Origin of the sequence: Nocardioides sp. (genome assembly GCF_036267815.1) — a bacterium.
Classification (GTDB): domain Bacteria; phylum Actinomycetota; class Actinomycetes; order Propionibacteriales; family Nocardioidaceae; genus Nocardioides.
The window spans coordinates 1-26552 of the sequence record NZ_DATAVI010000097.1; the positions used below are offsets into that span (position 1 = coordinate 1).

The 26552-nt window shown below is 70.1% G+C and carries 23 protein-coding genes and 1 tRNA gene; 11 read left to right on the forward strand and 13 right to left on the reverse strand.

Annotated features, from left to right (window positions below; all coding sequences use genetic code 11):
- Positions 1-190: 190 nt before the first annotated feature.
- From VHW64_RS19795 to VHW64_RS19810, 4 genes are all read right to left on the reverse strand, one after another.
- A complete protein-coding gene (locus VHW64_RS19795; RefSeq protein WP_329652298.1) occupies positions 191-1345 on the reverse strand; it encodes an aromatic ring-hydroxylating dioxygenase subunit alpha in 1155 nt (384 codons plus the stop codon).
- An 87-nt stretch (positions 1346-1432) separates the two neighbouring features.
- Positions 1433-2302: an ABC transporter permease gene (locus VHW64_RS19800; protein WP_329652299.1), complete on the reverse strand. Its 870-nt coding sequence runs from the start codon at positions 2300-2302 to the stop codon at positions 1433-1435.
- Positions 2299-3246, reverse strand: coding sequence for an ABC transporter permease (locus tag VHW64_RS19805; protein WP_329652300.1), 948 nt, complete (start codon positions 3244-3246; stop codon positions 2299-2301). Before VHW64_RS19805 ends, VHW64_RS19800 begins: the two co-directional genes overlap by 4 nt.
- A complete protein-coding gene (locus VHW64_RS19810; RefSeq protein WP_329652301.1) occupies positions 3239-4480 on the reverse strand; it encodes a spermidine/putrescine ABC transporter substrate-binding protein in 1242 nt (413 codons plus the stop codon). Before VHW64_RS19810 ends, VHW64_RS19805 begins: the two co-directional genes overlap by 8 nt.
- Before the next feature lie 110 nt (positions 4481-4590).
- Here VHW64_RS19810 and VHW64_RS19815 point away from each other — a divergent pair, with 110 nt between their 5' ends.
- A complete protein-coding gene (locus VHW64_RS19815) occupies positions 4591-5973 on the forward strand; it encodes an aspartate aminotransferase family protein (protein WP_329652302.1) in 1383 nt (460 codons plus the stop codon).
- The gene (locus tag VHW64_RS19820; protein WP_329652303.1) at positions 5973-7052 is read left to right on the forward strand and encodes an ABC transporter ATP-binding protein; all 1080 of its coding nucleotides are present in this window, start codon (positions 5973-5975) and stop codon (positions 7050-7052) included. The genes VHW64_RS19815 and VHW64_RS19820 overlap by 1 nt, the downstream gene beginning before the upstream one ends.
- A 157-nt stretch (positions 7053-7209) precedes the next feature.
- Here VHW64_RS19820 and VHW64_RS19825 read toward each other — a convergent pair whose 3' ends face one another.
- The gene (locus VHW64_RS19825; protein ID WP_329652304.1) at positions 7210-7968 is read right to left on the reverse strand and encodes a class I SAM-dependent methyltransferase; all 759 of its coding nucleotides are present in this window, start codon (positions 7966-7968) and stop codon (positions 7210-7212) included.
- A gap of 15 nt (positions 7969-7983) precedes the next feature.
- Entirely contained in the window at positions 7984-8607 is a 624-nt protein-coding gene (locus VHW64_RS19830; protein WP_329652305.1) for a TetR/AcrR family transcriptional regulator, read from the reverse strand.
- 182 nt (positions 8608-8789) lie between these two features.
- Between VHW64_RS19830 and VHW64_RS19835 the strand changes: the two genes are divergently transcribed.
- Positions 8790-10835, forward strand: a complete 2046-nt coding sequence (locus VHW64_RS19835) for an acetate--CoA ligase family protein (protein ID WP_329652306.1) — start codon at positions 8790-8792, stop codon at positions 10833-10835.
- Positions 10836-10870: 35 nt separating this feature from the next.
- On the opposite strand, the gene VHW64_RS19840 is transcribed toward VHW64_RS19835, so the two are convergent.
- Positions 10871-12070 (reverse strand): FAD-binding oxidoreductase, encoded by a 1200-nt coding sequence (locus VHW64_RS19840; protein WP_329652307.1) that lies wholly within the window; start codon positions 12068-12070, stop codon positions 10871-10873.
- Positions 12071-12177: 107 nt separating this feature from the next.
- Between VHW64_RS19840 and VHW64_RS19845 the strand changes: the two genes are divergently transcribed.
- From VHW64_RS19845 to VHW64_RS19865, 5 genes are all read left to right on the forward strand, one after another.
- Complete coding sequence (locus tag VHW64_RS19845) at positions 12178-13344, forward strand: acyl-CoA dehydrogenase family protein (RefSeq protein WP_329652308.1); 1167 nt, start codon at positions 12178-12180, stop codon at positions 13342-13344.
- A 30-nt stretch (positions 13345-13374) separates the two neighbouring features.
- Positions 13375-14235 carry a hypothetical protein gene (locus tag VHW64_RS19850; RefSeq protein ID WP_329652309.1) on the forward strand — a complete coding sequence of 287 codons (861 nt, stop codon included), beginning with the start codon at positions 13375-13377 and terminating at the stop codon, positions 14233-14235.
- Positions 14228-15418 carry a fumarylacetoacetase gene (fahA, locus tag VHW64_RS19855; protein WP_329652310.1) on the forward strand — a complete coding sequence of 397 codons (1191 nt, stop codon included), beginning with the start codon at positions 14228-14230 and terminating at the stop codon, positions 15416-15418. Before VHW64_RS19850 ends, fahA begins: the two co-directional genes overlap by 8 nt.
- Positions 15419-15427: 9 nt before the next feature.
- On the forward strand, positions 15428-16345 hold the full coding sequence (locus tag VHW64_RS19860) for a phosphodiesterase (protein ID WP_329652311.1): 918 nt from the start codon (positions 15428-15430) through the stop codon (positions 16343-16345).
- Positions 16346-16421: 76 nt separating this feature from the next.
- The gene (locus VHW64_RS19865) at positions 16422-17243 is read left to right on the forward strand and encodes a siderophore-interacting protein (protein WP_329652312.1); all 822 of its coding nucleotides are present in this window, start codon (positions 16422-16424) and stop codon (positions 17241-17243) included.
- Between the two features lie 7 nt (positions 17244-17250).
- Here the strand turns inward: VHW64_RS19865 and VHW64_RS19870 are convergent, their stop codons facing one another.
- From VHW64_RS19870 to VHW64_RS19880, 3 genes are all read right to left on the reverse strand, one after another.
- The gene (locus tag VHW64_RS19870) at positions 17251-18591 is read right to left on the reverse strand and encodes an MFS transporter (protein WP_329652313.1); all 1341 of its coding nucleotides are present in this window, start codon (positions 18589-18591) and stop codon (positions 17251-17253) included.
- Positions 18592-18703: 112 nt separating this feature from the next.
- Positions 18704-20212, reverse strand: coding sequence for a GAF domain-containing protein (locus tag VHW64_RS19875; RefSeq protein WP_329652314.1), 1509 nt, complete (start codon positions 20210-20212; stop codon positions 18704-18706).
- 63 nt (positions 20213-20275) lie between these two features.
- Positions 20276-20770, reverse strand: coding sequence for a universal stress protein (locus tag VHW64_RS19880; RefSeq protein WP_329652315.1), 495 nt, complete (start codon positions 20768-20770; stop codon positions 20276-20278).
- A 165-nt stretch (positions 20771-20935) separates the two neighbouring features.
- Between VHW64_RS19880 and VHW64_RS19885 the strand changes: the two genes are divergently transcribed.
- The gene (locus VHW64_RS19885) at positions 20936-22174 is read left to right on the forward strand and encodes a HoxN/HupN/NixA family nickel/cobalt transporter (protein ID WP_329652316.1); all 1239 of its coding nucleotides are present in this window, start codon (positions 20936-20938) and stop codon (positions 22172-22174) included.
- Positions 22175-22272: 98 nt separating this feature from the next.
- On the opposite strand, the gene VHW64_RS19890 is transcribed toward VHW64_RS19885, so the two are convergent.
- Positions 22273-22355 (reverse strand) — tRNA-Tyr (locus VHW64_RS19890).
- A gap of 93 nt (positions 22356-22448) precedes the next feature.
- Here VHW64_RS19890 and VHW64_RS19895 point away from each other — a divergent pair.
- Positions 22449-22940: a YajQ family cyclic di-GMP-binding protein gene (locus VHW64_RS19895; RefSeq protein WP_329652317.1), complete on the forward strand. Its 492-nt coding sequence runs from the start codon at positions 22449-22451 to the stop codon at positions 22938-22940.
- Between the two features lie 262 nt (positions 22941-23202).
- Here VHW64_RS19895 and VHW64_RS19900 read toward each other — a convergent pair whose 3' ends face one another.
- Positions 23203-24027 (reverse strand): hypothetical protein, encoded by an 825-nt coding sequence (locus tag VHW64_RS19900; RefSeq protein ID WP_329652318.1) that lies wholly within the window; start codon positions 24025-24027, stop codon positions 23203-23205.
- Between the two features lie 1008 nt (positions 24028-25035).
- On the opposite strand from VHW64_RS19900, the gene VHW64_RS19905 reads away from it, so the two are divergent.
- Entirely contained in the window at positions 25036-25212 is a 177-nt protein-coding gene (locus tag VHW64_RS19905; protein ID WP_329652319.1) for a helix-turn-helix domain-containing protein, read from the forward strand.
- Positions 25213-25218: 6 nt separating this feature from the next.
- Here the strand turns inward: VHW64_RS19905 and VHW64_RS19910 are convergent, their stop codons facing one another.
- Complete coding sequence (locus VHW64_RS19910) at positions 25219-26490, reverse strand: ATP-binding protein (RefSeq protein ID WP_329652320.1); 1272 nt, start codon at positions 26488-26490, stop codon at positions 25219-25221.
- Between the last annotated feature and the right edge of the window lie 62 nt (positions 26491-26552).

Sequence of the window (26552 nt, forward strand, 5' to 3'; positions counted from 1 at the left end):
CGTCATATGACGAGTCGGCGGGATTTGGGTGTCCCTTTGTGCCGGGTCGGCGGGATTTTGGTGTCCTTTTGTGACGAGTGGGCGGGATTTTGGTGTCCTTTTGTGCCGGGTCGGCGGGATTTGGGTGTCCCTTTGTGCCGGGTCGGCGTGTCTTTTGTGTGCCTTTGGCGCCGACTCAGCCGAGTCGGCGTCAGGGATGGCCCTGGTAGGCCTTGGCGAGGGTGGAGGTGAAGTCGTAGACGCCCGTCTCGTCGGGGGCCAGCGGGCCGGCGACGTAGCTGGGCGCCACCAGGCCGCGCTGGACCGACTCGCAGGCGGCCCAGTCCTGACGGTTGGTGAGGTCCCAGAAGTCCACGGCGTACGACGGGCTGAAGCCCTCGGCCTCGACGACGTGCTGCGGGAAGGCCCACGAGCACGTGATCCTCGTCTGCTCGGGCGAGAGGGGCACCAGCAAGTGGGTCATGACGTAGTCGGGGTGCAGGGAGATCAGCAGGTTCGGCAGGATCGCGGCGTACATGACGTGCGACTGCTCGTGCTCGTCGAGGCGTGCCATCTTGACCCCGCCGCTGCGGCCGTCCAGCGACATGGTCTCCATGCCCTCGCGCAGGTCCATCCACCCGCCGACCCAGTCGCCGGTGCGCTCCCGGACGTTGTCGCCGCTGGTCGGGGGCGAGATCCGGCACAGCTCGGGGTGGATCATCGAGCAGTGGTAGCACTCCTGGTAGTTCTCGACGATGACCTTCCAGTTGGCCGCCACGTCGTAGGTGTGGCTCTCGGCAGTCACCAGCGAGTCCGCGTCGTACGGCGCGACGACGGCGTCGAACCCGCCGATGTGGTCGGCGAAGTCCTTCGCGGTGCCACTGCGGTCGATGAAGATCCAGCCGTGCCACTCCTGCACCCGCACCGGCGAGAGCCCCAGGGTGGAGCGGTCGTAGTGCTCGTCGATGTTCTTGAAGTTCGGGGCGCCGATCAGGCTTCCGTCGTGGCGGTAGGACCAGGCGTGGTACGGGCAGACGATCGCCTTGGACGACGACGTCGCCCCGCCGCAGGGCAGCAGCTCGTGACCGCGGTGGCGGCAGACGTTCTCGAACGCCCGGAGCACGCCGTCCTTGTCGCGCACGAGGAGGACCCCGTAGCCGCCGACGGACTCCGCCCGCAGCCCGGTGGCGGGGACGTCGGAGGACCGTCCGACGCACATCCACTCGTGGAACAGATATCGACGTTCCCACTCCAGCACCTCGGCCGACACGTAGGCATCGCGCGGAAGCAACCGGCTCTGGCCGAACGGGGCCAGCGCCAGCGCGACCTGGTCGGGGTCGAGGGGTGCAGGTGGGATCGTCGTCATCTCGCCTCCTTCGGCGATGGAGTGCAGGCGGCGAACGCCTGCGCTGAAAGGGATTGCTACGAAATTCTAGGGCACGACGGGCGGTCCTCAGGCCTCACCGGTGAAGACGTCGAGCCCGCCCTTCTCACCCCGGGTCAGAGTGCGGTACGCGAAGAAGCCGATCGCGACGGCGAGCAGGGATGCCACCAGCATCAGCGTCGCCAGCGCGTTGAGCGCAGGTGTGGGTGCGGCTCGGGCCGTGTTGTAGATCTTCACCGACGCCGTCTCGGTACTGGAGTCTCCCGAGAGATATCGGACGATGATGAAGTCGTCGATGACGTCGGCGAAGACCAGCACGGCGCTGGCGAAGACCGCCGGCAGCAGCATCTTCATCAGCACCCGCCACACGGCCTGGACCGGCGACGCGCCCAGGTCGACCGCTGCTTCCTCGTAGTCACGCCCGATCGTGAGCAGGCGGGCGCGCACGATCACCACCGGATAGGAGAGCTGATAGGTGACCAACCCGATCACCTGCCCGGTGGTGCCCAGGCGCACGGGGGAGACCAGGACCGTGGCCACGAAGAGCAGCGAGATCGCGATCAGGATCTCGGGCAGCACGAACGACACGATCACCGCGAGGTTGGCTGCCGAGGGGATGCGGCCGCGCCAGCGATCCAGGCCGAGCGCCATCGCGACGCCGAGCGGGACCGTCACCACCGTGGTCAGGACGCCGAGCCAGACCGTGTGCTCGAGCGCGGTGTGCAGGCTCTGGTCGTGCCAGACCGAGCGCAGCGGGTCGCCGTAGTACCACCGCATCGAGAAGCCCTGCCAGATCACCCGTGACCGGCCGGCGTTGAAGGAGAACAGGACCGCGACCAGCACCGGGGCCAGCGACCACAGCAGGTAGCCCACGGTGACGGCGCCGAGCATCCACGGCTTGCGCCACGGGTTGCGGTACCAGCTGACGGGAGAGGTCATACCGCGATGTCCGTTCCGCTGCGGGTGCTGCGGACGTAGAGGAACATCGGCAGCACCGAGATGACCAGGATGACCAGCACGAAGGCACCGGCCTGGCCGGTCTGGCCGGGCGTCAGGACCGCGTTGTTGATCAGGTTGCCGATCATCGAGGTGGACGGCGATCCCGACAGCAGGTCGTTGGTGAAGTAGTCGCCGAGCATCGGCAGTGTGGTCACCAGCAGGCTCACGACGACCGCCGACCGGGTCAGCGGCCAGGTCACCCGCCAGAAGGTCTGCCATCGGCTCGCGCCGAGGTCTCGCGCCGCCTCCAGCATCGAGACCGGTGCCCGGTCGAGCCCGGCGAACAGCGGCAAGATCATGTACGGCACGTAGCCGTAGACGAGACCGAGTACGACGGTGCTGCCGTGGCCCGACAGCCAGGCCTCATGGACGTCGAAGAGGCCGCCGGCGCTCAACGCGCGGTTCACCAGGCCGTCGTTCTGGAGGAGGTTGATCCAGGCCAGCATCCGCATCATGTAGCTGATCCAGAACGGCGCGATCAGGCACGCGAGGATCACGCCCTTCCAGCGGCCCGCGAAGCGCGCGGTGAAGTAGGCCACGGGATAGGCGATGAGCAGGCACAGGAAGCTCGCGATCGCGACGTACTCGATCGTGCGGAGCACAGCGGGACGGAAGTAGGCGTCGGATCCGAAGATGCGGCCCATCACGTAGTTGAACTGGGAGAAGTCCCAGTGCAGCGGGTCCCACACGGGGACCGGCTGGCGCAGGATCGGGTCGATGCTGCCGAAGATGATCGCGAGCACGACGTACAGCGGGGCGACGAAGAACAGCAGCACCCAGGCGGTGCCGGGGAGGGCGAGGCCACGCCAGAACCACGGGCTGCCGACACCGCCCTCGTTGTCGTCGCTGCCGGCCGCGGCCGTCGTCACGATCTCCTCAGCCACCGCTCTTGAACTCCTGCCAGATCTCGTGGTACTCGGTGTCGGCGGTCACCGGCAGCTCCAGCAGCGGCAGGCCCTTCTCGAAGTCACTCTCCTGGACGATCGCCGTCGCGAGGTTCGCCGGCACGAACCCCTGCTTGACCAGCTGGCTGGGCGTGAACTGCTTCAGTGGCGGCTGGTACCCGGTGAAGCCGAAGTTCTGGCCGGCGGAGGTCTCGTCGAGGATCGCGTTCATGAAGTAGTGGGCGGCGACCGGGTTGGAGCCCTGGCCGAGGCAGACGCAGAGGTCGTTGTCGACCTCGCCGACCCCGTTCGGAGGGAACCAGTAGCGCAAGACGTCGACGTCGACCTTCTTCGGCAGGTAGTACGGCATGTTGATCGCGTCGCCGGACCAGAACTGCGCCAGGCCGTACTGCCCGGCCGGCATGTCGTTGTACATCGTGATCGTGACCTTGGGCCGCATCGTCGAGCGCAGCGAGATCAGCTCGTCGCGCACGCGGGACAGGGCGTGGGAGCTGGTGGTGTTGATGTCGTTGATGCCGTCGCGCATGAGGACCATGGCCATCGCCGTGTGCCAGTCGTCGAGGATCGCCATGTTGCCCTTGAACCGCGTGTCCCAGAAGACGTCGAAGGGGTTGGGGTACTTCGTGAGGTCCACGTCGGCCAGGTCGGTCCGCCACCCGATGCCGGTGCTGTAGATCGTGTACGGGATCGTGTAGCGCGCACCCCGGTCGTACCACGGGTCGCGGAAGCTGTCCCACAGGTTGTCGGCGTTGGTGAGGTAGTCCTGGTTGACCGGGCGCAGCAGGTTGGCCTGGATCAGCTTGCCCACCGAGTCGTAGCTGGGGAAGTACAGGTCGAACCCGAGGCTCTCCGCGGCGATCTTGGTCAGCGCCTCGTCGGCGTCGTTGAACGTCGAGAGGTGGATGTCGACGCCCCACTTGGACTCGAAGTCCTTCAGCATCCGCGGCGAGACGTAGTCGGCATAGTTGTAGATGCGCAGGACGCTGCCCGGCTTGGGCTTCTGCCCCGACGCGATCGCGGTATAGCGCTTGCTCAGCGGCCACTTCACGGGGTGGTTCGGCGCCGGGATGATCAGCTCGCCGTAGTCGTGGGTGCGCACTCCGCAGGCGGCCAGGAACGGCGCGGCGGCGGCAGTCAGCAGCCCGCCCTGCACCAGCGCCCGGCGGCTGAGACGCCGAGCCGGGTCGCTCGCCGGACCACGTGTTGCTGCCATCCACCCCCCTCGACGGGTGACGTCGGTCCGCGCGGGACCGTCTTGCCGGAGTGTCTCACGCTGGCATAGACTGAACAATCAGTCAATGAGCCTTATGGCCAGGAGCCCTGATGACCGCGACCCGGATCGCACCCGAACTGTCCACCCGCCTCGACTCCGTCATCGCCGACGAGACCACCACCTTCCTGCACCGGCAGCAGCGCAGCAAGGAGATGTCGGGACGCGCGACCGCCCTCGCCGGCGGCGCCACCTCGAGCTGGCAGGTCGCCGAGCCGCACGCGGTATGGCTGAGCCACGGCAACGGCTCGAAGCTCTACGACGTCGACGGCAACGAGTACTCCGACTTCCACGGGGGGTACGGCGTCTCGCTGGCCGGCCACAACCACCCGGCGATCGTCGCCGCGGTCCGCGATCGCGTGGCCAAGGGCACTCACTTCGCCCAGCCGACCGAGGACTCCATCGTCGTGGCCGACAACCTGGCCGCGCGCTACCACCAGCCGCTGTGGCGCTTCGGGAACTCCGGCACCGAGTCCACGATGGACGCCGTCCACCTGATGCGGGCCGCCACCGGCCGCGAGAAGATCATCAAGCTCGAGGGCGGCTACCACGGCCACCACGACTCGGTGATGGTGTCGGTCCAGCCCGAGAGCGTGGGCGACCTCGGCCCGGTCGACTCCCCCAACGGCATCCCCGAGAACACCGGCCTCCTCAAGGCGACCGTGGACGGCACCGTGATCGTCCCGGCGAACAACCTCCCCGCCGTCGAGGCCGCCCTGGCGAGGCATCCCGGCGAGATCGCCGGGATGATCCTCGAGCCGATCATGATGAACGCCGGGATCATCTACCCCGACGAGGGCTACCTCTCCTCGCTCAAGGACCTGCTCCACGCCCACGGCGCCCTGCTGACCTTCGACGAGGTCAAGACCGGCTTCACCTGCGGTCCCGGTGGCGCCTCGGGGCTGCTCGGAGCCAGCTCGGACCTGGTCTGCGTGGCCAAGGCGATGGGCGGCGGACTGTCGACGTCCGCGATCGGCGGCGGCAAGGTGATGGAGCTGGTCGCCAGCGGCGACTACCAGCAGGTCGGGACGTTCAACGGCAACCCGTTGGCGATGGCCGCCGCACGTGCCATGCTCACCGAGGTGCTGACCGACGACGCCTACGCCAACATCGAGCGACTCCGTACGCGGGTTCGCGACGGGCTCCAGTCCGTCATCGACCGGCATCACGCACCCTGGCTCGTGGTGACCGCCGGGGCCAAGGGCTGTGTGTCGTTCATGCCCGACCGGATCCGGAACTTCCGCGACTTCCGCTCTCTCGACGGCCGATACGGCCATGCGCACTGGCTGGTCCAGCACAACCGCGGGGCCTTCCTGCCACCGTGGGGCAAGGTCGAGCAGTGGCTGATGTCGGTGCAGCACACCGACGCCGACGTCGACCGGTTCGTCTCGAGCTTCTCCTACCTCGCCGACCAGCTCCTCGGAGACCCAGCCTGATGGCCGGCGCCCTCTCCCTCACCGGACTGGTGAAGAGGTTCGGTGACGAGGTCGCGGTCGACGGCCTCGACCTCGAGATCGGAGAGGGCGAGTTCTTCTCGCTGCTCGGCTCCTCGGGGTGCGGCAAGACGACCACCCTGCGGATGGTCGCGGGCTTCGAGGAGCCCGACTCCGGGCAGATCCTGCTCGACGGCCGCGACCTCGCCCAGGTCTCCCCGCACAAGCGCCCCGTCAACACCGTCTTCCAGTCCTACGCGCTCTTCCCGTTCCTCGACGTCGCCGACAACGTCGCCTTCGGCCTGAAGTACCAGAGGGCCAGCAAGGACGAGGTACGCCGTCGCGTGGGCACCGCACTGGACCTCGTGCAGATGGGCTCGATGTCGAAGCGCAAGCCGCACCAGCTCTCCGGTGGCCAGCGGCAGCGGGTGGCACTTGCCCGAGCGCTCGTGCTCGAGCCCACCGTGCTGCTGCTCGACGAGCCGATGGGTGCCCTCGACGCCAAGCTGCGCAAGCAGCTCCAGATCGAGCTGCGCTCCTTGCAGAAGCAGGTCGGAACGACGTTCGTCTACGTCACCCACGACCAGGACGAGGCGCTCACGATGAGCGACCGGCTCGCCGTACTCGACAAGGGGAAGGTGCAGCAGGTCGGGACACCGAGCGAGGTCTACAGCGCGCCGGCGAACACCCACGTCGCGACGTTCCTGGGCACCGCCAACCTCTGGCCCGCCACCGTCACCGGTGCCGACCAGCAGGGCGTCACCTGCTCGGTCGAGGGTGCGACCCTGCGCATCGCGGACCACGAGGCGAAGGCCGGGGAGGCGGTGTCGGTGATGGTGCGCCCGGAGCGGGTCGAGGTCGTGGCCACCGCATCCGGCGCCGACGGCTCCAACGTGCTGAAGGGCCGGGTCGACACGCTCACCTTCCGCGGGGCACACACCAACGTCAGGCTGGGCTGCGCCGACCTGCACCTCGAGGCCGAGGTCGCCAACGTCGCGGGCGCGCCGCCGGAGTGGCTCAGCGAGGGCGCCGACGTCGCCGTCCAGATCTCACCCAAGGCCCTGCGCATCCTGCGCAGCTGACAGCGCTCTCCGCGGGTCGCGTGCCCTCAGCCTGCGCCCGCCGTCGATAGTACGGATCACCAGGCTCGTCGCAGGTTGCCCGGGACCAGTCTGCTGATCCGTACTATCGAGGGCGGCGAGGCGCGGGTTGCGGCGCGCGACCCGAAGAAGGCGCAGGTCAAGCCTGGGCGACGACCACCCACGCGGTGCCGCCCTGCTCGAACTCGCCGTCGGGAAACCTGCGACGACAGCTCTCCTCGAGCCGGAGTCGCGCCGGCGGGTCGAGCGAGGCGACGTAGGAGCCGGCCGGCCCGACGCCGAGCAGGTACGGCGACCACCACTCCTCGAAGGAGGCGAAGCGCACCGACACCGTCAATGAGGTCGAGCTGACGTCGCGCAGCCCCGCCCGGATCGCGAGCTCGGCGAGGTGTCCCTCGCGGGCTCCCGCCAGGTCCGCCTCGTCGTGCACTGCCGGGTCGACCTGCGCCGCGGCGCGCCAGAAGTCCTCCAGCGGCCCGCTGGTCCCGGCGTTGTCCCACACACTGGCCGCGACCGTGCCGTCGGGTCGACCGACCCGAGCCATCTCACGCAGCCCGGCCACCGGGTCGGCCATGAAGTGCACGACGAGCTGGGCGAGGACGGCGTCGAACGTGTCGTCGGCGAAGGGCAGGCTCTCCGCTCCCGCCGCCCTGACGTCAACGCCCGGGAAACGCTCGCGGGCCGCGGCCACGAACGGCGGCGACGGGTCGACCGCGGCGACCGACTCTGCTCCGCAGCGCTCGACCAGGGGCCCGGTCAGGATCCCCGGACCACAGCCGACGTCCAGCACCCGCTGACCGGCGGCCACGCCGACCAGGTCGACGAACTGCCGGGCCAGCGGCCGTGAGTAGCGGCCCATGTAGCGGTCGTAGGCGTCGCCGGGAACGTCGAAGCCCATGACGACGCCGCCGGTTCAGGGCTTCGCGGTCTCGGCGCTGCCCGAGCGCGCGGCGTCGATGCCCAGCTCCTTGTAGGCCAGGTCGAGGGCCAGCTTGCGGGCCAGCGGGAGCGTGACCACGGGGTCGTGCAGCGAGACCTGGACCATGAGACCGTCGAGTAGCGAGCCCCACAGGATCGCGAACGACGTCACGTCGAGGTCGGCGATCTCGCCGGCGTCCACGGCGTCCTGGACGATGCGCGCGATCAGGTCGCGCCACTGGGCGTCGAGCTCGACCCGGTCCTTCTTGACCTCCGGGTGGCGGAACGCCTGCGCCCAGAGGTCGAACCACAGGCCCCAGTCTCCGGTGACCGCCTCGGTCTTGTCGGCCACGAGGGTCCACTCCACCAGGATCTCGAGGCGGTCGCGCAGCTTGTCGGTCGACCGCAGCATCTCCTCGGTGGCGGCGTAGAACGACCGCTCGGACCACCGCAGCGCCTCGGTGAGCAGGCTGTCCTTGGTGCCGAAGTAGTAGATCACCAGCGCAGGGCTGGCCCCGACCCGCTTGGCGACGTCGGCGATGCGGGTGTCGTGGAACCCCCGCTCGGCGATCAGCGTCGAGGCGGCGGCCAGCATCTGGTCGCGACGTACGTCGGCCACGGCGTCACTCTGCTCACGAGCAGCCATCTCACTCCCACCGACCTGCCCGGCTGCGAGCCGTTCGGTGTGCCACGACCGCTGCGCCGGATCCCGAGTTCCTTGTGCCGAACGCTAGCACGCTCCTAGACTGAACAGTCAGTCAAGGCAGCCGGTCGAGACGGTGCTCGATAGACAGGTAGATGATGCCCAGCTCCGCGGCCCGCCTCCGGGCGATGCTGTCGGCCCGGACCGTCGCCGTGGTCGGGGCCGGTGACCGCGAGGGCACCTTCGGGTGGCGCCTGACCACCGAGGCCCTGCGCAGCCCCGGCGTCGAGCGGGTCCATCTGGTCAGCCCCACGCGCACCTCGGCGTTCGGCCGCCCGTGCGTGCCGTCGTTGGCCGACGTCCCCGAGCCCGTCGACCTGGTGCTCCTCGGCGTCCCCGACAAGGCGGTGGCACCGACGCTGGCGGTGGCCGTCGCACGTGGCGACGCGGGCGCGGTGGTCTTCGGCTCGGTGCACGGCTTCAAGGACGACATCGTCGCCGCCGCCGGTGACATGGCCGTGGTCGGCGGCGGGTGCATGGGCTTCGTCGACACCACCACCGGCGTGCGGGCGATCGGCTACCTCGAGCGAGACCCGCTGCCGAGCGGTCCGATCGGGTTCGTCACGCACTCGGGCTCGGTGTTCTCGGCGATGCTGCGCACCCGTCGTGCTCTGGGCTTCACGCTGGCCGTCTCCTCGGGCCAGGAGCTGGTCACCACCACCGCCGACTATCTCGAGTACGCCTTGTCGCTGCCCCAGACGCGGGTGATCGGGCTGGTGCTCGAGACGATGCGCGACGCACCGCGGCTCGAGGCGGCGCTCGCGGACGCCGCGGGTCGCGACATCCCCGTCTGTGCGCTGACCGTCGGGACGTCGGTACGCGGACAGGCGCTCGTCGTCGCCCACTCGGGTGCGATCGCAGGCTCGGACGCCGGCTGGGAGGCCCTCTTCTCGGCGTACGGCGTGCATCGCTGCGCCGACCCGGACGAGCTGACCGACAGCCTCGAGATGTTCGCGATCGGGCGACGGCACGTGCCGGGCACCGGCCGCGGCGTGGCCACGGCGCACGACTCGGGCGCCGAGCGCGTCCTGGTCGCCGACGTCGCCGAGCGGCTCGGGGTCGGGTTCGCGACCCTGGCCGAGCCGACGGTCGCTCGCCTCGCGAACGTCCTCGACCCCGGCCTGGCCCCGATGAACCCTCTCGACGTCTGGGGTCGGGGCGCGGAGACCCTCGACCTGTTCACCGAGTGCCTCAGCGCCCTGGCCGACGACCCGGAAGCCGGCGTCGTCGCGCTCGCCTGCGACCTCGTCGAGGAGTACGACGGCGACCAGAGCCTGACCGAGGTGATGGAGACCATGCTCACCCGCACGTCGAAGCCCGTGGCGGTGGTCACCAACCTCGCCTCGGCTCTCGACCCGGTCGCGGCGGCGCGCCTCCGAGCCCAGGGGATCCCGGTGCTCGAGGGGACGGCGTCCGGTCTGCGCGCCCTCGGCCACCTGATGGCCGAGCCGCCCCGCCCACGACCGGTCGCCGCCGTCGATGTCGAGCGGCAGGCGCGCTGGCTCGGTCGGCTCGCGACCGGCGAGCCGGTGGGGAGTGCGGTCTGGGGCGAGCTGCTCGCCGACTACGGCATCCCGGTCGTCCCCGGCGAGAGCGTCCGCTCCCCCGAGGCTGCGATGGCAGCCGCTACCCGGATCGGCTTCCCCGTCGTCCTCAAGAGCGACTCCCCCGAGGTCCACCACAAGACCGAGGCCGACGGCGTCCGCCTCGGTCTGGGCAACCCCGAGGCCGTCGCGGCGGCGTACTCCGACCTGGCGCAGCGGCTCGGACCCGACGTCGTCGTCCAGCAGCAGGCCACGGGCGCCGAGGTGGCGCTCGGGATCGTCGGCGACCCTCTGCTCGGGCCGCTGGTGATGGTCGCGGCAGGAGGAGTGCTCGTGGAGCTGGTGGGCGACCGTGCGGTCGCCCTGCCACCCCTCGACCGCGCGACCGCCCTGGAGCTGGTCGGTGGACTGCGCGTGGCCAGGCTGCTGGCGGGGTTCCGCGGCTCGCCCGCCGCCGACACCGATGCCCTGGCCGACGTGGTCGTGGCCCTGGGCCAGCTCGCCGTGGAGCTGGGAGGCCGCCTCGACGGCGTCGACCTCAACCCGGTCCTGGTCGGCCCCGACGCGGCGTACGTCGTCGACGCACTCGTGATCTGTTGAGTTGGCCCTCCCGGCTCGTTGAGCCAGCTCAACATTCAGCGGAGGGGGAAGGGGAGGGCGATCGGGTCGGGGGTGAGGCGACTGCGGCCGTCGTCGTCGAAGCGGTCGAGCCCGAGGTCGGAGACGTCGAGGACGTCGGTCTCCCCGCTGACCGCGAGGTCGGCGGCCGCCTTGGCGACACCGGGACCCCACATCATCCCGTGCCCACCGGCCGCGGCGACGAACGCTCCCTCGACCGGACCGTGCGGCCGCAGCGCCGGGCCGAGGATCGGCAGATGGTCCGGCGTGTAGTCGATGGTCGCGGCCCAGGTCTTGCGGAGCCCGAGCCGCGCGGTCGTGGGCAGCAGCGCCGCCACCCGCTCGCGCATGCGCTCGAAGTAGGCGGTGTCGAACTCACGCGCCTCGCCGGGCTCCTCGTCGGGGTTGCTCATCCCCCACAGGACGCCGCCCTCGCAGGGGCGCCAGTAGATCCCGGCCCTCAGGTCGAAGACCATCGGCAGCCGCTCGGCCGCCAGATCGGGGTGCGCCTCGGTGACGACCACCTGGTGCCGCGCGCCGAACGCGGGGATGCGGACCCCGGCCGCCTCGCCGACCGCGGCCAGGCCGGCGCCACCGGTCAGGATCACCCGCGAGGTGGCGATGTCCCCCGCGGTCGTGCGCACCCCGGTCACGTGCCCGGCATCGACCAGCAGCCCGGTGAACGCCGTCCGCTCGCGGACCCGGACGCCGGCGGCCACGAGGGCCGCGGTGTAGGCCAGGACGTTGCGTGGTGGGTCGATGTAGCCGTCACCCGCGGAGTACGACGAGCCGAGCGTCTGCCCGCGTGCGACTGCCGGGTTCATCGCGTCGAACTCCGACGGCTCCACCCAGCGCACGTCGAGGCCAACGCCGCGCTGCATCTCGATCCGCACCCGGGCCGTCTCCACCTCGGCGTCGGTGAAGCACGGGATGAAGTAGCCCTGGGCCACGAAGCCGGAGTCGATGCCGAGGAGCTCGTGCTGCCCGGCGTAGAACTCCCGGCTGAACATCCCGAGCCGCACCGCCGCCTCGGTGCCGCCCTGGGCGCGCACCATCCCGGCCGCGCGCGAGCTCGCGCCCTGGCCGAGCGTGTCGCGCTCCACCAGGACGACGTCGCCGATGCCCGCCCGCGTCAGGAACCAGGCGGCCCAGGCACCGATGGTGCCGCCGCCGACGACGACCGCGTCGGCGGTCCGCGGCACAGTGGTCACGGTCATCAACGCTGACATAGACTGAATGGTCAGTCAATGGCGCCTTGGACGGGCTCGACCACCGGCCGGCGGCGTGCGACGCCACCGCGCCGGGACCACCGAGAGGAACGCACGTGTACGGACTCACCGCGCAGGACCTCGACCTCCAGGCCAGGGCCCGGGGCTTCGCCGACCAGCTCATCGGTCACGAGCAGTACGCCGAGGAGCACGGCGGTGAGCTGCCCGAGGACGTCGAGAAACGGCTGGAGGCGAGGGCGGTGGAGCTCGGTCTCACCGCGACCAACATCCCCGTCGAGCTGGGGGGCCGAGGGTGCTCGACCTTGCAGCAGGTGCTGGTGCAGGAGCAGGGCGGCCGGGTCACCAACGCGCTCGCATGGTGCCTGACGACGCCACCGGGATGGTGGGCCGCGGTGGCCAACGACCACCAGCGCGAGACCTACCTGCTGCCGACGATCCAGGGGCGCCGCGAGGGGGCCTACGCAATCACCGAGGAGCTCGCCGGCTCCGACGTCTCGGACCTGAGGGCCACCGTCACCCGCGAGGGCGACGAGTACGTCCTGAACGGCGAGAAGTGGCACGTGACGTCGTTCAACAAGTCCGACCACGTCTTCTTCCAGGGCGTCCTGACCGTCGGCGAGCACGCCGGCGAGCAGGCGATGCTCGTCGTCGACAACGACACTGCGGGCATCCGCGTCGTCCGCACCCCGGCCTACACCCACACCTTCGCCCACCACCACCCGATCGTGGCGTTCGAGGACGTGCGGGTCCCGGCCTCGGCGCTGATCGGCTCCGAGGACGCCGGGATGTCCTTCGTCTACGAGTGGTTCCGCTACGAGCGGCTGATGATCGGCGCGCGCTGCCTCGGCGCCGCCGAGCGGCTCGTCGACGAGATGGCCGAGTTCGCCGCCCGGCGCCGGGTCGGCGACGAGTACCTCGCCGACAAGCAGCTCGTGCAGGGCATGCTCGCCGACAGCCTCACCGAGCTGTTCGCGGCTCGGGCGATGGTCTACGAGGTGGCCCGGTCGCTCGACGACGGCGCCGACGTCAAGGTGGCCCACGCGCAGTGCTCCATGGTCAAGCTGTTCGTCAGCGAGATGGCGGGCCGGGTCGCCGACCGCGCGGTGCAGGTCTTCGGGGGCCGCGGCTACATGCGCGAGAACGTCGCCGAGCGGCTCTTCCGCGAGCTGAGGGTGGAGCGGATCTGGGAGGGCGCCAGTGAGATCCAGCGCGCCATCATCGCCTCCCAGCTCGCCAAGCGCGGACGAGCCGCCCTGGTCTGAGCCCACGCGCGGCTGTGGTTGGCTGCTCTCGTGAGTCACGTACCCCAGGCGTGGGCCGGGCTGGTCGACGACGCCGCGATCTTCCCGCCGGGTGACGCCGCGCTGCCCGACGCGGTCGCGGCGTACGTCGAGCGCCGCGGCGAGTGGTACGCCGACCTCGTCGGTCCGCTGGTCGTGCGCGACACCGACCTGCCCGAGGTGCCCCACGACGTGCCGGTGTCCGTGGTCCTGTCGAGCGGCGCCGGAGTCGTCGAGGGTGTCGCGACGCTGGCGACGAGGAAGGGCCTTCGCGTGGTCGGCCTCGAGGTGGCCGTGCGCGACCTCGACGACCCTGCCGGGAACGTACGCCGCATCGGCACCGCCCTTGACGCGCTCCGCGACCAGGACGCCGTGTCCGACGCCGTCCGCGACACCGCGGTCTACATCGAGCTCCCGCAGACCGACCCCGGCCCCGACTGGCTCGCCGCGGCTGACGCCGTGGCCGAAGCCGAAGCTCACTTGAAGTTCAGGACCGGCGGCGTGGAAGCACACCTGTTCCCCCCGGCAGCCACCGTCGCGGCGTGGATCGACGCGGCACTCGACCGGGAGACGTCGTTCAAGTGCACAGCCGGACTCCACCACGCCGTCCGTCACCGCGACCACGCGACCGGCTTCGAGCAGCTCGGCTTCCTCAACGTCCTGCTCGCCACTCGGGCGGCCTTCGACGGTGCGTCCCGCGACGAGGTGGCCGAGGTGCTCGACGACCGCTACGCCAACGACCTCGTGGCCCTGGCCCGGCAGAGCGACCTGGCGGGGGCACGGCGCTGGTTCACGTCGTACGGATCGTGCAGCATCAGCGAGCCCCTCGACGAGCTGGTCGGTCTCGGGCTGCTGGAGGTGCCGCATGAGTGAGGCATCGGGCGGTTCCGGCGACCTGGGCGGCTTCGGTCTCGACCACCTGCCGTACGGCGTCTTCGTGACCGAGGGCTCCGCCCCGCGTGTGGGAGTGCGGTACGGCGACACGGTGGTCGACGTCTCCTCCGTCCGCCCTCAGCTCGACCGGCCCGCGCTGGACGACCTCATGGCGCTGGGTCCGGACTCGTGGGCGGAGACCCGCACCGAGATCGCCGGCCTGGTGGAGGCGGAGGCCCTGCCGACCTACCCGGTGGACGCGGTCTCGCTGCTGCTGCCGTTCACCGTCGGGGACTACGTCGACTTCTACGCCTCACTGGACCACGCCTCCAACGTCGGCCGGATCTTCCGCCCCGACCAGGAGCCCCTGCTTCCCAACTGGCGGCATCTCCCCGTCGGCTATCACGGCCGCGGCGGCAGCGTCGTGGTCAGCGGCACCCCGGTGACCCGCCCATGCGGGCAGCGGCTCGCACCGGGAGCCACCACCCAGGGTCCTCCGGCTCCGGAGCTCGGGCCCAGCCGCAGGCTCGACATCGAGGCCGAGCTGGGCTTCGTGGTCGGCGTCGGCTCCGAGCTCGGCAGTCGGATCGGGGTCGAGGACTTCCAGCAGCACGTCTTCGGCGTGGTCGGTCTCAACGACTGGAGCGCGCGCGACATCCAGGCCTGGGAGTACGTGCCGCTCGGCCCGTTCCTCGGCAAGTCCTTCGCGACGTCGGTGAGCGCCTGGGTGACGCCGTTGGCGGCACTGGCCGCGGCCCGCACCGACCTCCCGGCCCAGGACCCGGTCCCGCTGCCGTACCTCGCCCCCACCGACTCGACACACGGGCTGCACGCGCTCGACATCGAGGTCGAGGTGGTGCTCAACGGCGAGGTGGTGAGCCGCCCGCCGTACCGGACGATGTACTGGTCGGCGGCCCAGATGCTCGCCCACCTCACGGTCAACGGCGCCAGCACCCGCACCGGAGACCTGTTCGCCTCGGGCACGATCAGCGGCCCCGAGCCCGACACCCGCGGGTCGTTCCTGGAGCTGAGCTGGGGTGGCACCCAGCCCTTCGCCGGCGGCCGCACGTTCCTCGAGGACGGCGACGAGGTGGTGCTGCGCTACACCGCTCCCGGCACGTCCGGTGGCCGAATCACACTCGGCGAGGTCGCCGGCCAGATCGAACCGGCCCGCATTCCGTAGGCTCGCTGCGTGATCCAGTACGGCCAGCTGCCGCCACCGACGCACGTGATCGCCCACGTCAGCGACACCCATCTCCTGGCCGGCGACGCCCGGCAGTACGGCGCGATCGACACCGCCGAGCGCTTGGCCCAGGCGCTGGACAGGGTGGCGCGGATCGACCCACCACCACAGGCACTGGTCTTCACCGGCGACCTCGCCGACCTCGGTGAGCCCGCGGCGTACCGACGGCTGCGCGAGCTCGTCGAGCCGCTCGCGGAGCGGATCGGCGCACAGGTCGTGTGGTGCATGGGTAACCACGACGAGCGCGCGGCGTACTCCCGCGAGCTCTTCGGGGCGGAGTCCGAGGCCACCCAGGACCGCGTGTACGACGTCGCCGGGCTGCGCGTCGTCAGCCTCGACACCAGCGTCCCCGGCTGGCACCACGGCGAGATCACCGACGACCAGCTCTCGTGGCTGCACGACGTGCTCGCGACCCCGGCCGAGCACGGGACCGTCCTCGCGCTGCACCACCCGCCCATCCCCTCGCCGATGTGCCCGGTGGCCGAGGTGATCGAGCTGCTCGACACCGACCGGCTGGCCACCGTCGTGGAGGGCAGCGACGTGCGCGCGATCCTGGGCGGCCACTACCACTTCAGCTCGCACTCGACGTTCGCCGGCGTGCCGGTCTCGGTGGCGGCGGCGACCTGCTACCTCGCCGACCCCGCACCGCTCGGCCGCTTCATCTCCGCCGTCGACGGCAACACCTCGGTCAACGCCGTGCACGTCTACGCCGACCGCGTGGTGCACACGATCGTGCCGGTCCCGGACGCGCCGGAGGTCAGCGGCTTCGGGACCGAGGTCGCGCCGCTCGTGGAGGCGCTCAGCGAGGAGGAGCGGCGCGACATGGTCAGCCGCCGGGACTCCGACTTCAACCGGGGCGTCGGCTGAGGATTGGGGCCTCACCCTGTGACAAGTTAGGCTTGCCTAAGTTCTTGACTGGTCTCGACGAGGAGGGTGGTACGCCGTGCACGGACGCGTGGTGCGCAGGCAGGAGCTCACCCCGAGCACGGTCCGCATCGTGCTCGGCGGGGGCGACCTGGACGGCTTGGTGATGCCCGACGCCACCGATGCCTACGTCAACGCCGCCTTCCCGCCCGTCGCAGCCAGCTACGCCGAGGTCTTCGAGCCCGGGGTGGTCCGCGAGAGCTGCCCCCGTGAGGAGTGGCCGGCGCGACGTCGCTACACCGTGCGCTCCTGGGACCCCGCGGCGCTGGAGCTGACGCTGGACTTCGTCGTCCACGCCGACGAGGGCGTGGCCTCGCGCTGGGCGACCAACGCGCGGGCCGGCGACGTCCTGGTCTTCGAGGGGCCGGGCAGCGGCTACCGCCCGTCACCGGACGCCGCGTGGCACCTGCTGCTCGGCGACGAGTCCGCGCTGCCGGCGATCGCCGCCTCCCTGGAGGCCTTGCGGCCCGGCGACCGTGCGGTCGTCCGGATCGTCTGCGACGGGCCCGACCACGAGATCCCCCTCGAGAGTCGCGGGGACGTCGACCTGGCCTGGCTGCACCGGCATGGCGACGAGCGCGACGAGTCGCTCCTGCTGGCCGCGGTCGAGGCGCTGGACTTCGCGGCGCCCGGGCTGGCGGCGGGCCCGCCGTTCGGCTTCGTGCACGGTGAGGCCGACGAGATCCGCGGCGTACGCCGTCACCTCCTGTCCGAGCGCGGCCTCTCGCGCCAGGACCTCTCCTGCTCGCCGTACTGGCGACGGACGATGACCGACGAGGCGTGGCGGCAGATCAAGCGCGAGTACGTCGCGGCGATGGAGGCGGACGCCGCCGGCGTCTGACCGCACCTCACACGCCTTCGCGTTCGTGGAAGCCCAGGTGGACGACGGCCTCACCGCGCTTCATGGCGTCGACCACGCCGGGGTGGAGCCGGTCCAGGTGCGAGATCGCCTTGCGCCGGAAGCGCAGGACCTGGACCGAGCCGAAGGCCCAGAAGACGAACTGCACCGACATCGCGACCCGGAAGTCCGACAGGTCGTAGCGGTCGGCGCCACCTCCGCTGTGCCAGTCGAGCAGCACCCCGACCAGGCCGATGGTCAGCAGACTGGCCGAGAAGCCGCCGACGTTGACGAACCCGTTCGCGCGCCCTGACGCCTCGACCGGGATGAAGGTGCGCGCCAGGTCGAAGCCGACCATCGACGCCGGCCCTCCGCTGGCCATCGCGCAGACCAGGACGACGAGCAGCCACAGCGGTGCGGGCGTCGTCCGCAGCAGCACCACCGCCCACGCGACGGCCATCGCCGCCACGACCGTGAGCACCATCCGCGAGCGCCAGAAGGGGAAGCGCGAGACCAGGGCACCGAGCACCAGTCCGCTGACGATCACCCAGCCGGTCATCAGCATCAGCAGCGCGCTGGCCGTGCCGGAGCCCAGCCCCTCTCCGCGCACCAGGAACGGGTATCCCCACAGCAGCGCGAAGACGGTGCCGCTGAACTGGGAGGTGAAGTGCGACCACATGCCGAGCCGGGTGCCGGGGTTGCCCCACACCAGGCGCAGGCTGCGGGCCAGGGCGCGCATCTTGGTCCGGGCGACCTCCTGGCGCGCGTAGGGGGAGTCCTTGACCACCAGGGCGACGGCGACCATCCCGACGATGCCGAGCGACGACGCGATCGAGAAGGAGCGGGTCCACCCGAGGTGCTGCAGGGCCAGCGACAGCGGAGCGGCCGCGGCGACGGCGCCCAGCTGACCCGCCTGCCCGGTGAGCTGGGTGACCAGCGGCGCCTGACGGACCAGGAACCACAGCGTCACCAGCCTGATCACGCTGACGAAGATCGCCGCGTCGCCGGCGCCGAGTACGGCGCGTGCCAGCACCGCGACGGGGAACGACGAGGCGACGGCGAAGACCAGCTGACCCACCGCCATCAGGGCCAAGCCGCTCAGCAGGAGGATCCGGGAGCCGAACCGGTCCAGGAGGACGCCGATCGGCACCTGGAGCCCGGCGTAGACGACGAGCTGCAAGACGGTGAAGAACGACAGCTGCGTGGCGCTGATCCCGAACCGCTGCGTGGCGAGCAGCCCGGCGACGCCCAGCGAGCTGCGGTTGAAGACCGCCAGGACGTAGACCGACAGGGCGACCAGCCAGATGACCCACGCCCGGCGCTTGCCGATGTCGTGGATCTGCTCGGTCACCGCCCCATCCTCCCGGACCCTCCCGTTGAGTGGCGTGTTCTGACCGTTGAGATGCGGGTTCCGACATGACGGGCAACCGAAACCCGCATCTCAACGGGTCAGAACTCGCCACTCAACTGATGGGGACGGTCCACACGAGCGTCGTGCCGCCGAGGTCGGGCACCTCGGCGACGGCCATCGAGCCGTGCCGGCTCTCGGCGCGCTCGCGCAGGTTCTCCAGGCCGCTGCGCCGGTCGTCGTCGCCGACCCCGACCCCGTCGTCGCTGACCGTCACGGTGAGCCGGGCGGTCGTGGCGTGGATGCTCAGCTCCACGGCGGAGGCGGACGCGTGCCGGGCGACGTTCACGAGCGACTCGCGCACGACCGCGGTGACGTCGCTGACCAGGTCGCTGGTGGCCACCAGGTCCAGGGGTCCGTCCAGGTCTAGACGTGGGTCGATGCCCAGTCCCGGCCGCACGTCGGCCACGACGTCCATGACGGCCGCACGCAACCCACCGGGCACGGGCGGCTGAAGCCGGAAGATCGAGACCCGGATCTGCTTGATCGCGTCGTCGAGGTTGGTCACGACGTCCTGGAGGGCCCGGACCAGTGCGGGGTCGGTGGCGCCCGACGCCGTCGCCTGGATGACGAGACCCGCGGCGAAGACCTGCTGGATGACGTGGTCGTGGAGGTCCCGCGCGATCCGGGCGCGGTCCTCGAGCAGGAGCACGCGCTGCTGGTCGCGCCGCGCCTCGGCGAGCTCGAGGGCGACGGACGCGTGGTTGGCGAACGTCGTGGCCATCTCGGCCTCGCCCTCGGTGAAGGGCCGGCGTCCCGGCCCCCGCATCACGACCAGGGTGCCGCGGGCCTCCTCGCGCCCGAGGAGCGGCAGGACCATGACCGGGCCGACCCTGACGTCGCCCGCCAGGTAGATCGTGCCTGCCAGCGCCCTGGGGTCCTCGGCGTCGGCGATGCGCACCGGCTTCCCGTGCTGGAGGACGTGCTCGCTGAGGGTGCCGGATGCGGCGTACCGAGCGCCCTCGATCCGGTCGGCCGCGGCACCAACGGCCACCGCGACCAGCAGGTCGGTGTCGACCGGCTGGACCACGGTGGTCAGGTCCGCTCGAGCCAGCACGTGCACGTCGTGCGCGACCAGGCGCAGCGCCTCCTGGTCTCCGACCAGCAGCCGCCGGGTGATCTCGGTCGAGGCCACCAACCACTCCTGGCGCAGGCGGCTCTCGTCGAAGGTGCGGGCGTTCGCGATGGCGACGCCGGCCGTCCCGGCCAGCGACTCCAGCAGGTCCTCGTCCGCATGCGTGAACGGCCTGGCTGCCGGCCGCGTCAGGAAGAGGTTGCCGATCGGCTGGCCCGAGATCCGCACCGGCACCGACATCGAGGCTCGGCGCTCGCCGTCGGGGTGCAGGTGGGCGGCGGTGTCGAGGTCGACGCCGGCGTGCACGTACTCCTCCAGGAAGCCGTCCTCGCCGGCGACCGCGAGGGCGCCGGACCTCGCGTGCACCAGTGCGACCGCGGCCTCCACGATGCGGCGCAGCACCACGGCCTGATCGAGGTCGCCCACGATCGTGCGATTGGCGTCGAGCAGTGCACGCAACTGCTCGGCGACGCTCCCGTCTTGCGTCACCTTGCGAAGACTAGACCCGCGGAGCACCTCACGCCTCGGGCGAGGCGACCCGGACCTGGTGAGTCAGCCGACCTCGGCGGCTGCGGCCGCGGCGGCCGCTCGCCGCTCCAAGCGGGCGGGGGAAGGCACGATCACCACCGGCACGGACACGTGGCGCAGGCAGTACTCCGCGACGGAGCCGAGGACCTGCTGGCTCGCACTGCTCGGCGCCCCGCTGCCGACGACGACCATCGATGCATGCTCGGCCCGCGCGACCAGGACCCGCCCGGCGTAGTCGTGGACGACGACGAGGTCGAGCTCGGGGGCGTCCTCGCGCTGGTCTGCCAGCCGGGCGAGACGCCGGGCCACCACCTCGCCCTGCATCTGCTCGACGCGAGCCCGCGCGTCGGCCTGGTCCGCCGAGTCGGGGGCGTCGAGGGGGCCGCTGCCCAGCCACGCCGTGACGACCTGCACCCGGCTGCCCCGCTCGGCGCCCTCGGCGAGGGCGAAGTCGAGGGCCGCGGCGGCGCCGGGGCTTCCGTCGACACCGACCACGATCACGCCACCGGTGTCTGCCACGAGGCCAGGGTCGCGTCCGCCTCGCCACCCTCGCATCCGGCCATCGGCCCGGATCCTCGGGACGTTCGTCCCGACGGGTCCCGACCCCGGCCCCTGGCCGGATCTCGACCTGGGCGCACGATCCGCCCTCGCGACCGGCGCGAGCCACCTGACAAGGACGCGTAGTTGCACATCGTTCGCAACTGCGATGAGATGGCGGTGACGTACCTCGACCCCGCGGGAGGACATCGGATGGCCCAGCAGTCCGCTACCGTCGCACCGACGACGACGCCGGGATCCGGCTCGCGCCTGCGGGCCTTCCGGTCGAGCCTGTCACCGCGCGACTGGCGGGTGCTGGTCTCGATGACGGCGTTCATCGTGGCTCTGCACGTGGCCGGCTTCGGCGTGCTGTTCGGGGCCGTGGCTCCCCACCACTACCACCTCGGCGGAGACCACCCGGTGTTCACCGTCGGCGTCGGCGTGCTGGCCTACACCTTCGGACTCCGGCACGCGTTCGACGCCGACCACATCGCCGCGGTCGACAACACCACCCGCAAGCTGATCGGCGACAACCTCGCCACCGAGGTGGAGGGCGAGTCGGCACCCAGGAAGCCGTTGTCGGTGGGCTTCTGGTTCTCGCTGGGCCACTCCACGATCGTGTTCCTGCTCGCGTTCCTGCTCTCGATCGGCGTGAAGTCACTCATCGGCCCGGTCGCGAACGACTCCTCCCGGCTCCACACGATCACCGGCGTGATCGGACCGTCGGTGTCGGGCGGCTTCCTGTGGGTCCTCGGCCTCCTCAACCTCGCCGCCCTCTTCGGCATCCTCAAGGTCTTCCGCGATATTCGGTCGGGCCACTACGACGAGGCGGAGCTCGAGAAGCACCTCGACTCCCGCGGCTTCATGAACCGCTTCCTGGGCGGGCTCACCAAGTCGATCACCAAGCCCTGGCAGATCTACCCCGTCGGGGTACTCTTCGGGCTCGGGTTCGACACCGCCACCGAGGTCGGGCTGCTCGTGATGGCCGGGGGTGCGGCGGCGGTCAGCCTGCCCTTCTACTCCATCCTCGTACTGCCCATCCTGTTCGCGGCCGGCATGTGCCTGATGGACACCGTCGACGGCGTCTTCATGAACGCGGCGTACGGCTGGGCCTTCGCCCGGCCGGTGCGCAAGGTCTTCTACAACCTCACGATCACCACGATCTCGGTGCTCGTGGCGCTGGTGATCGGGACGATCGAGCTGGTCGGCGTCCTGGCCGACCGACTGTCGATCACCAGCGGGCCGCTCGCGGCCGTCGCCGGGGTCAACCTGGACGACGCCGGCTACGCCATCGTGGGACTCTTCGTGGTCTCGTGGCTCGTCGCCCTGGGCGTGTGGAGGTTCGGCCGGATCGAGGAGAAGTGGTCCTCGAACCTCTCCGGCTGACCGCTTCGCGAGCCTCGAGAGATGGGTTGTGCGCCTGAGCCCGCGCTATCGCGCGCGCTCAGGCACACAACCCGTCCGCGACCATCGCGTCGTCGCGGTGGCAGATCCAGGATTCGAACCTGGGTAGGTATACACCGACGGATTTACAGTCCGCTCCCATTGGCCGCTCGGGCAATCTGCCGTGTCCACCGCCCCGCGGTTGGCGGGTTCGGAAGGCGGTCGGAAGAATAGCAAGGCAGGACACCAGACCCGAAACCGCCAGGAGGGCATCAAGATGGCCGACAGCTCGTTCGACATCGTGAGCAAGATCGACCGGCAGGAGGTCGACAACGCACTCGGGCAGGCCGCGCGTGAGATCGCGACTCGCTTCGACTTCAAGGGGACGGGCGCCACGATCGAGTGGCAGGGCGAGCACGCGATCGAGATCAGCGCGTCGGCCGACGACCGAGCCTCAGCGGTACTCGACGTCTTCAAGGACAAGCTGGTCAAGCGCAGCCAGAGCCTGAAGATCCTCGACGCCTCCGAGCCGCGCCAGTCGGGCCAGGTCTCGAAGATCGCGATCGCCCTCAAGGAGGGCATCACCTCCGACGACGCCAAGAAGATCTCCAAGCTGATCCGCGACGACGGACCCAAGGGTGTCAAGTCGCAGATCCAGGGTGACGAGCTCCGGGTCTCGAGCAAGAAGCGAGACGACCTCCAGGCCGTGATCGCCCTGGTCAAGCAGCAGGACTACGACTTCGCGGTGCAGTTCACCAACTTCCGCTGAATCGGCGCGTTTGCGCAGGTCAGCGAGTGGGACTAGCGCGGCCCACACCCGGGGCGCGGTTCGTTCGTTGTCGGTCGTGACTGCCCACGTGGCGGCCGCCCCGAGAACGCCCAGACCGAGCGCGGCGTACCGGCAGCGTCGAGATGCGCTAGCCCGTGCGGCAGCGTCGCGCCGGTGGGCGATCACTTCGCTGACCACGACCGTGACCAGCACCAGCATCAAGATGGCGAGTTCGATCATCGGAGTCGCTCCTCCCGAGGAATCATCCGGTCGTGCGGGTTAGCTTTTCGTGGAAGTACAACGGCAGGCAGGCGTTGTACCACTGGTTATCCACCCAGCCGGTTAGGGCGCCGCTGTAGGAGCCTTCGACGTTGACGCCCCGGTAGTGGGTGTGGGTGGTGTAGCCCAAGCAGAAGATCGAGTTGTGGAAGTCGGACCGAGACCAAGCGTTGGAGTAGCCGCAGTACCGATGGATGCCGTTATCGTTGGCGTCCATGTGCCAGCCGTCGCCGCTGCGCCACCACCAGTAGGCCCATCCGCTCGAACTGGTCACGCAGCCTTGTGGGTTCCAAGCCCAGGAGAGCAGGGACTGGTCCTTGTTGAGGTCGATTCCGGCCTTGTCCTCGAACCACGCAAGCTCGTTGCCCGAGGAGGAGTACGTCGTCATTGGCGACATGCCGGGAGCCGACATGCCGCGTCGCGAGGTCGGAGAAGCCAGTGACAGTGGTGTAGCCGGGGGCTGCGCCGTCGGCGTCGCCGTTCCCGGTGGGTCGGTTTGCGTGACCGACGAGCCAACCGGGTCGTTGGACGACGTGCTGGCTTGTGGGGTGCCCTGCTCCCACTCGAACGTGCAGGTGGAGGGGTCGACGCCAACCACGCGGGCCTCAACGGAGTCCTGGCCGGGAGCCAGGGTCAGCACCGGCGCGCTGGCTTGGCAGCCGTGGTCGACCACCTCTCCCTGCGTCGTCCAACGCTGGGAGTTGAGCAGCGGCGCATCAGCCCCCGACTGTTGATATTGGATCCCGCTACCGGACGCCATGGCGTCGTAGGTCCCGTACAGGAACGTCGCGCCCACGATGGCGGTCACCAAACGCGAGGTGGCGAAGAATGCGAATCACGGCGTCCGCCTCCGATCTGCCTAAACTAATTGACTGTACTGCCGGTAGGGGCGGGCGGCATCGGGCCCGTCGGGTGTTTTCCCGTGCAAGTGATCGCCGGATACCCTCAGATTGCGCTGTGCCCAGCTGGGCGCGCCCCAAGGGCTTGGCCGCGTCGCCGAACCGAAGGACCAACCGAGAGTGAAGGCGCCAGAACGTTCTGCGTTCGATAGTGCGGTGGGGGACGCCTTGCGGCGGTGGGATCACCGGCGTTGGCGTACCGGTTTCGAAGCCCGAAATATGAAGTGTGAAGAACTTCGAAGACGGGGAACGAGATCCGGTGCATCATGTCGGGCCACGCGTTTGTGTCGGTTCTGCTGCGGGCAGGGTCTCCATTCCGCGGGTGCGCAGGCGGTGAATGCACAAAGCTAGCCTCGCAACAAAGGGCTCTTTGGCACCCAGCTTCTACTCTTCTGTCTCGCCGTCCCCGCGGTCCGTCCTTCAGCCGATAATCGTCGCCTCTTCACGGTCCCCGGGATCTTCCTCAATCTCCTCCTCCGATCCCCCTTCCAACCCTTCTTCTCAGTCGGCACGCATGCTACGAAGGACGTAGATGGGTCGCCCGGGATCGGGCGGCCCACGCGGCATTTCTAGGGATCCGTTGGTTGTCGACGGACGCCGTTGAGACCAGGACTCGGGGTGGTCGATGTGCATGGCGGGGTGAAGTTCTACCGCGGCAGCGAAGGCCGCCCGGGCCTACGTCGAGCGCGACCGGTCCCGGGCTGATGACTACTACCTCGGTGAGGGCACCGGGGTGGCTGCTGCCCGGCTCACCGCGACCCCCGACGTGGTCCAGCGCGTGGGTTCGATGGGCGGCGAGACCTACGAGCAGTGGGTTGCCGGGATCGACGTCGACGCCGGTTCGAAGAAGGGTCGGGTTCGCGCACAACCGAACCCCACCCACCGGCCCTCGCGCCGGAGCCAACCCCGGCGACGAGATGCTCACCCTGCAAGAAGCCTGCCGCTACCTCCGGATCCCCGAAGGGACCCTGCGCTACTGGCGCCACCTTGGCTCCGGACCCCGCAGCTTCAAGATCGGCCGCCACGTCCGCTACTGGCGCACCGACCTCATCCTCTGGCTCACCGAACAGACCGATCGCGCGCAGAGTCGCTGACCCGATCTACGGACCGAGCAGCGCGAGGGGCACGACTGCTACCCCGTCGGGGCGGCGGAATGCATGTTCGCCGGTGGTGATGATCACGCGATCAGCGAGCCGGTCGCCGATCTGCTGGTGCAGCCAGTTGAGGTGACGTACATCCTTGTCACTGATCGACTCACTCAGCTTGACCTCGATCGCGACCGCGCGGCGGTCCTCTCCTTCGACGATCAGATCGATCTCGTGGTCCGTCTCCTTCGTGCGCAAGTGGCCCACCTGCGCCGAAGCGGCCGATGAACAGACCCGGACGCTCTGGGCAACGAGCGACTCGAACAAGGCGCCTACCCAGGTGCCGGTCGGAGCTGCCACCCGGTCGCCGGCTCCCTGCAGGAGCCCGGCCTTGCCGACTCCGACCAACCGCGCAGCCAGCGCTGGATCGACGAGATGATGCTTCGGCGAGTGTGTCAGCCGCTTGAGCGGATTGAACATCGGTACCCAGGCCTCGACAGGGTCCAGGACGAAGATCCGTCGAAGGTGCTCGCGGTAGTTGTCGACGGTGGCCCGTGAGGGCTTGTCCACGACTCCCGCGGTGGCGGCGTCGAGGATCTTGGTGTATGCGGCGTCGGTCGAGGTTGCAGCGGCGTAGGCGGCCAGCCAGGCGCGGACCGCGCCGGGACGGCGCACACTGAGTCCGCTCTCGGGCAGGTCGCGATCGACGATGCGCGCGATGTAGCTGTCCAGCTGAACGGTCCTGGCCCGCTCCGGCAGGTCTCGGATTCCCGGGAATCCCGAGGCGAGGATCTCGTCGACGTATGTCGTCAGGCCGACGCCGGACCTGCCGATGATCTTCGGCCGCGACCCGGTCAACAGATCCGACAGCGACACCGTTGGCTCGGCCAACCCGCGCTCGGCGAACGAGAGGGGGCGCATCGCCAGGCTGACGATCCGGCCCGCGCCGGAGTGGATGCGCGTGCCGGGTGCGACGCCGGCAGAACCTGCGAGCAGGAACCGGCCACCGCGCGGATCCTCGTCGACAGCCCGACGGACCCTGTCCCACACCGCTGGGTGGAGTTGCCACTCGTCGATGAAGACCGGCGGGGCGGCCCGCGCGACGTAGTCGAGATCAGCCGCGATGACCTCGCGCTGGGCGGGCAGATCCAGGGAGATCACGGTCTCGGCGCGCTGGAGGGCCGTCGCGGTCTTGCCGACGCCCTTGGCTCCCTCCAGGGCGATCGCCGCAAGGTCTGGGAACAGCTCGTCAAGCAGCTCGTCGACGACCCGGCGACGGTAGGACATGCCGCGAACCTAGCAGACGGACGCCTGCGAACTAGGCGTTTCGACGCCTCTGAACCAGGCAT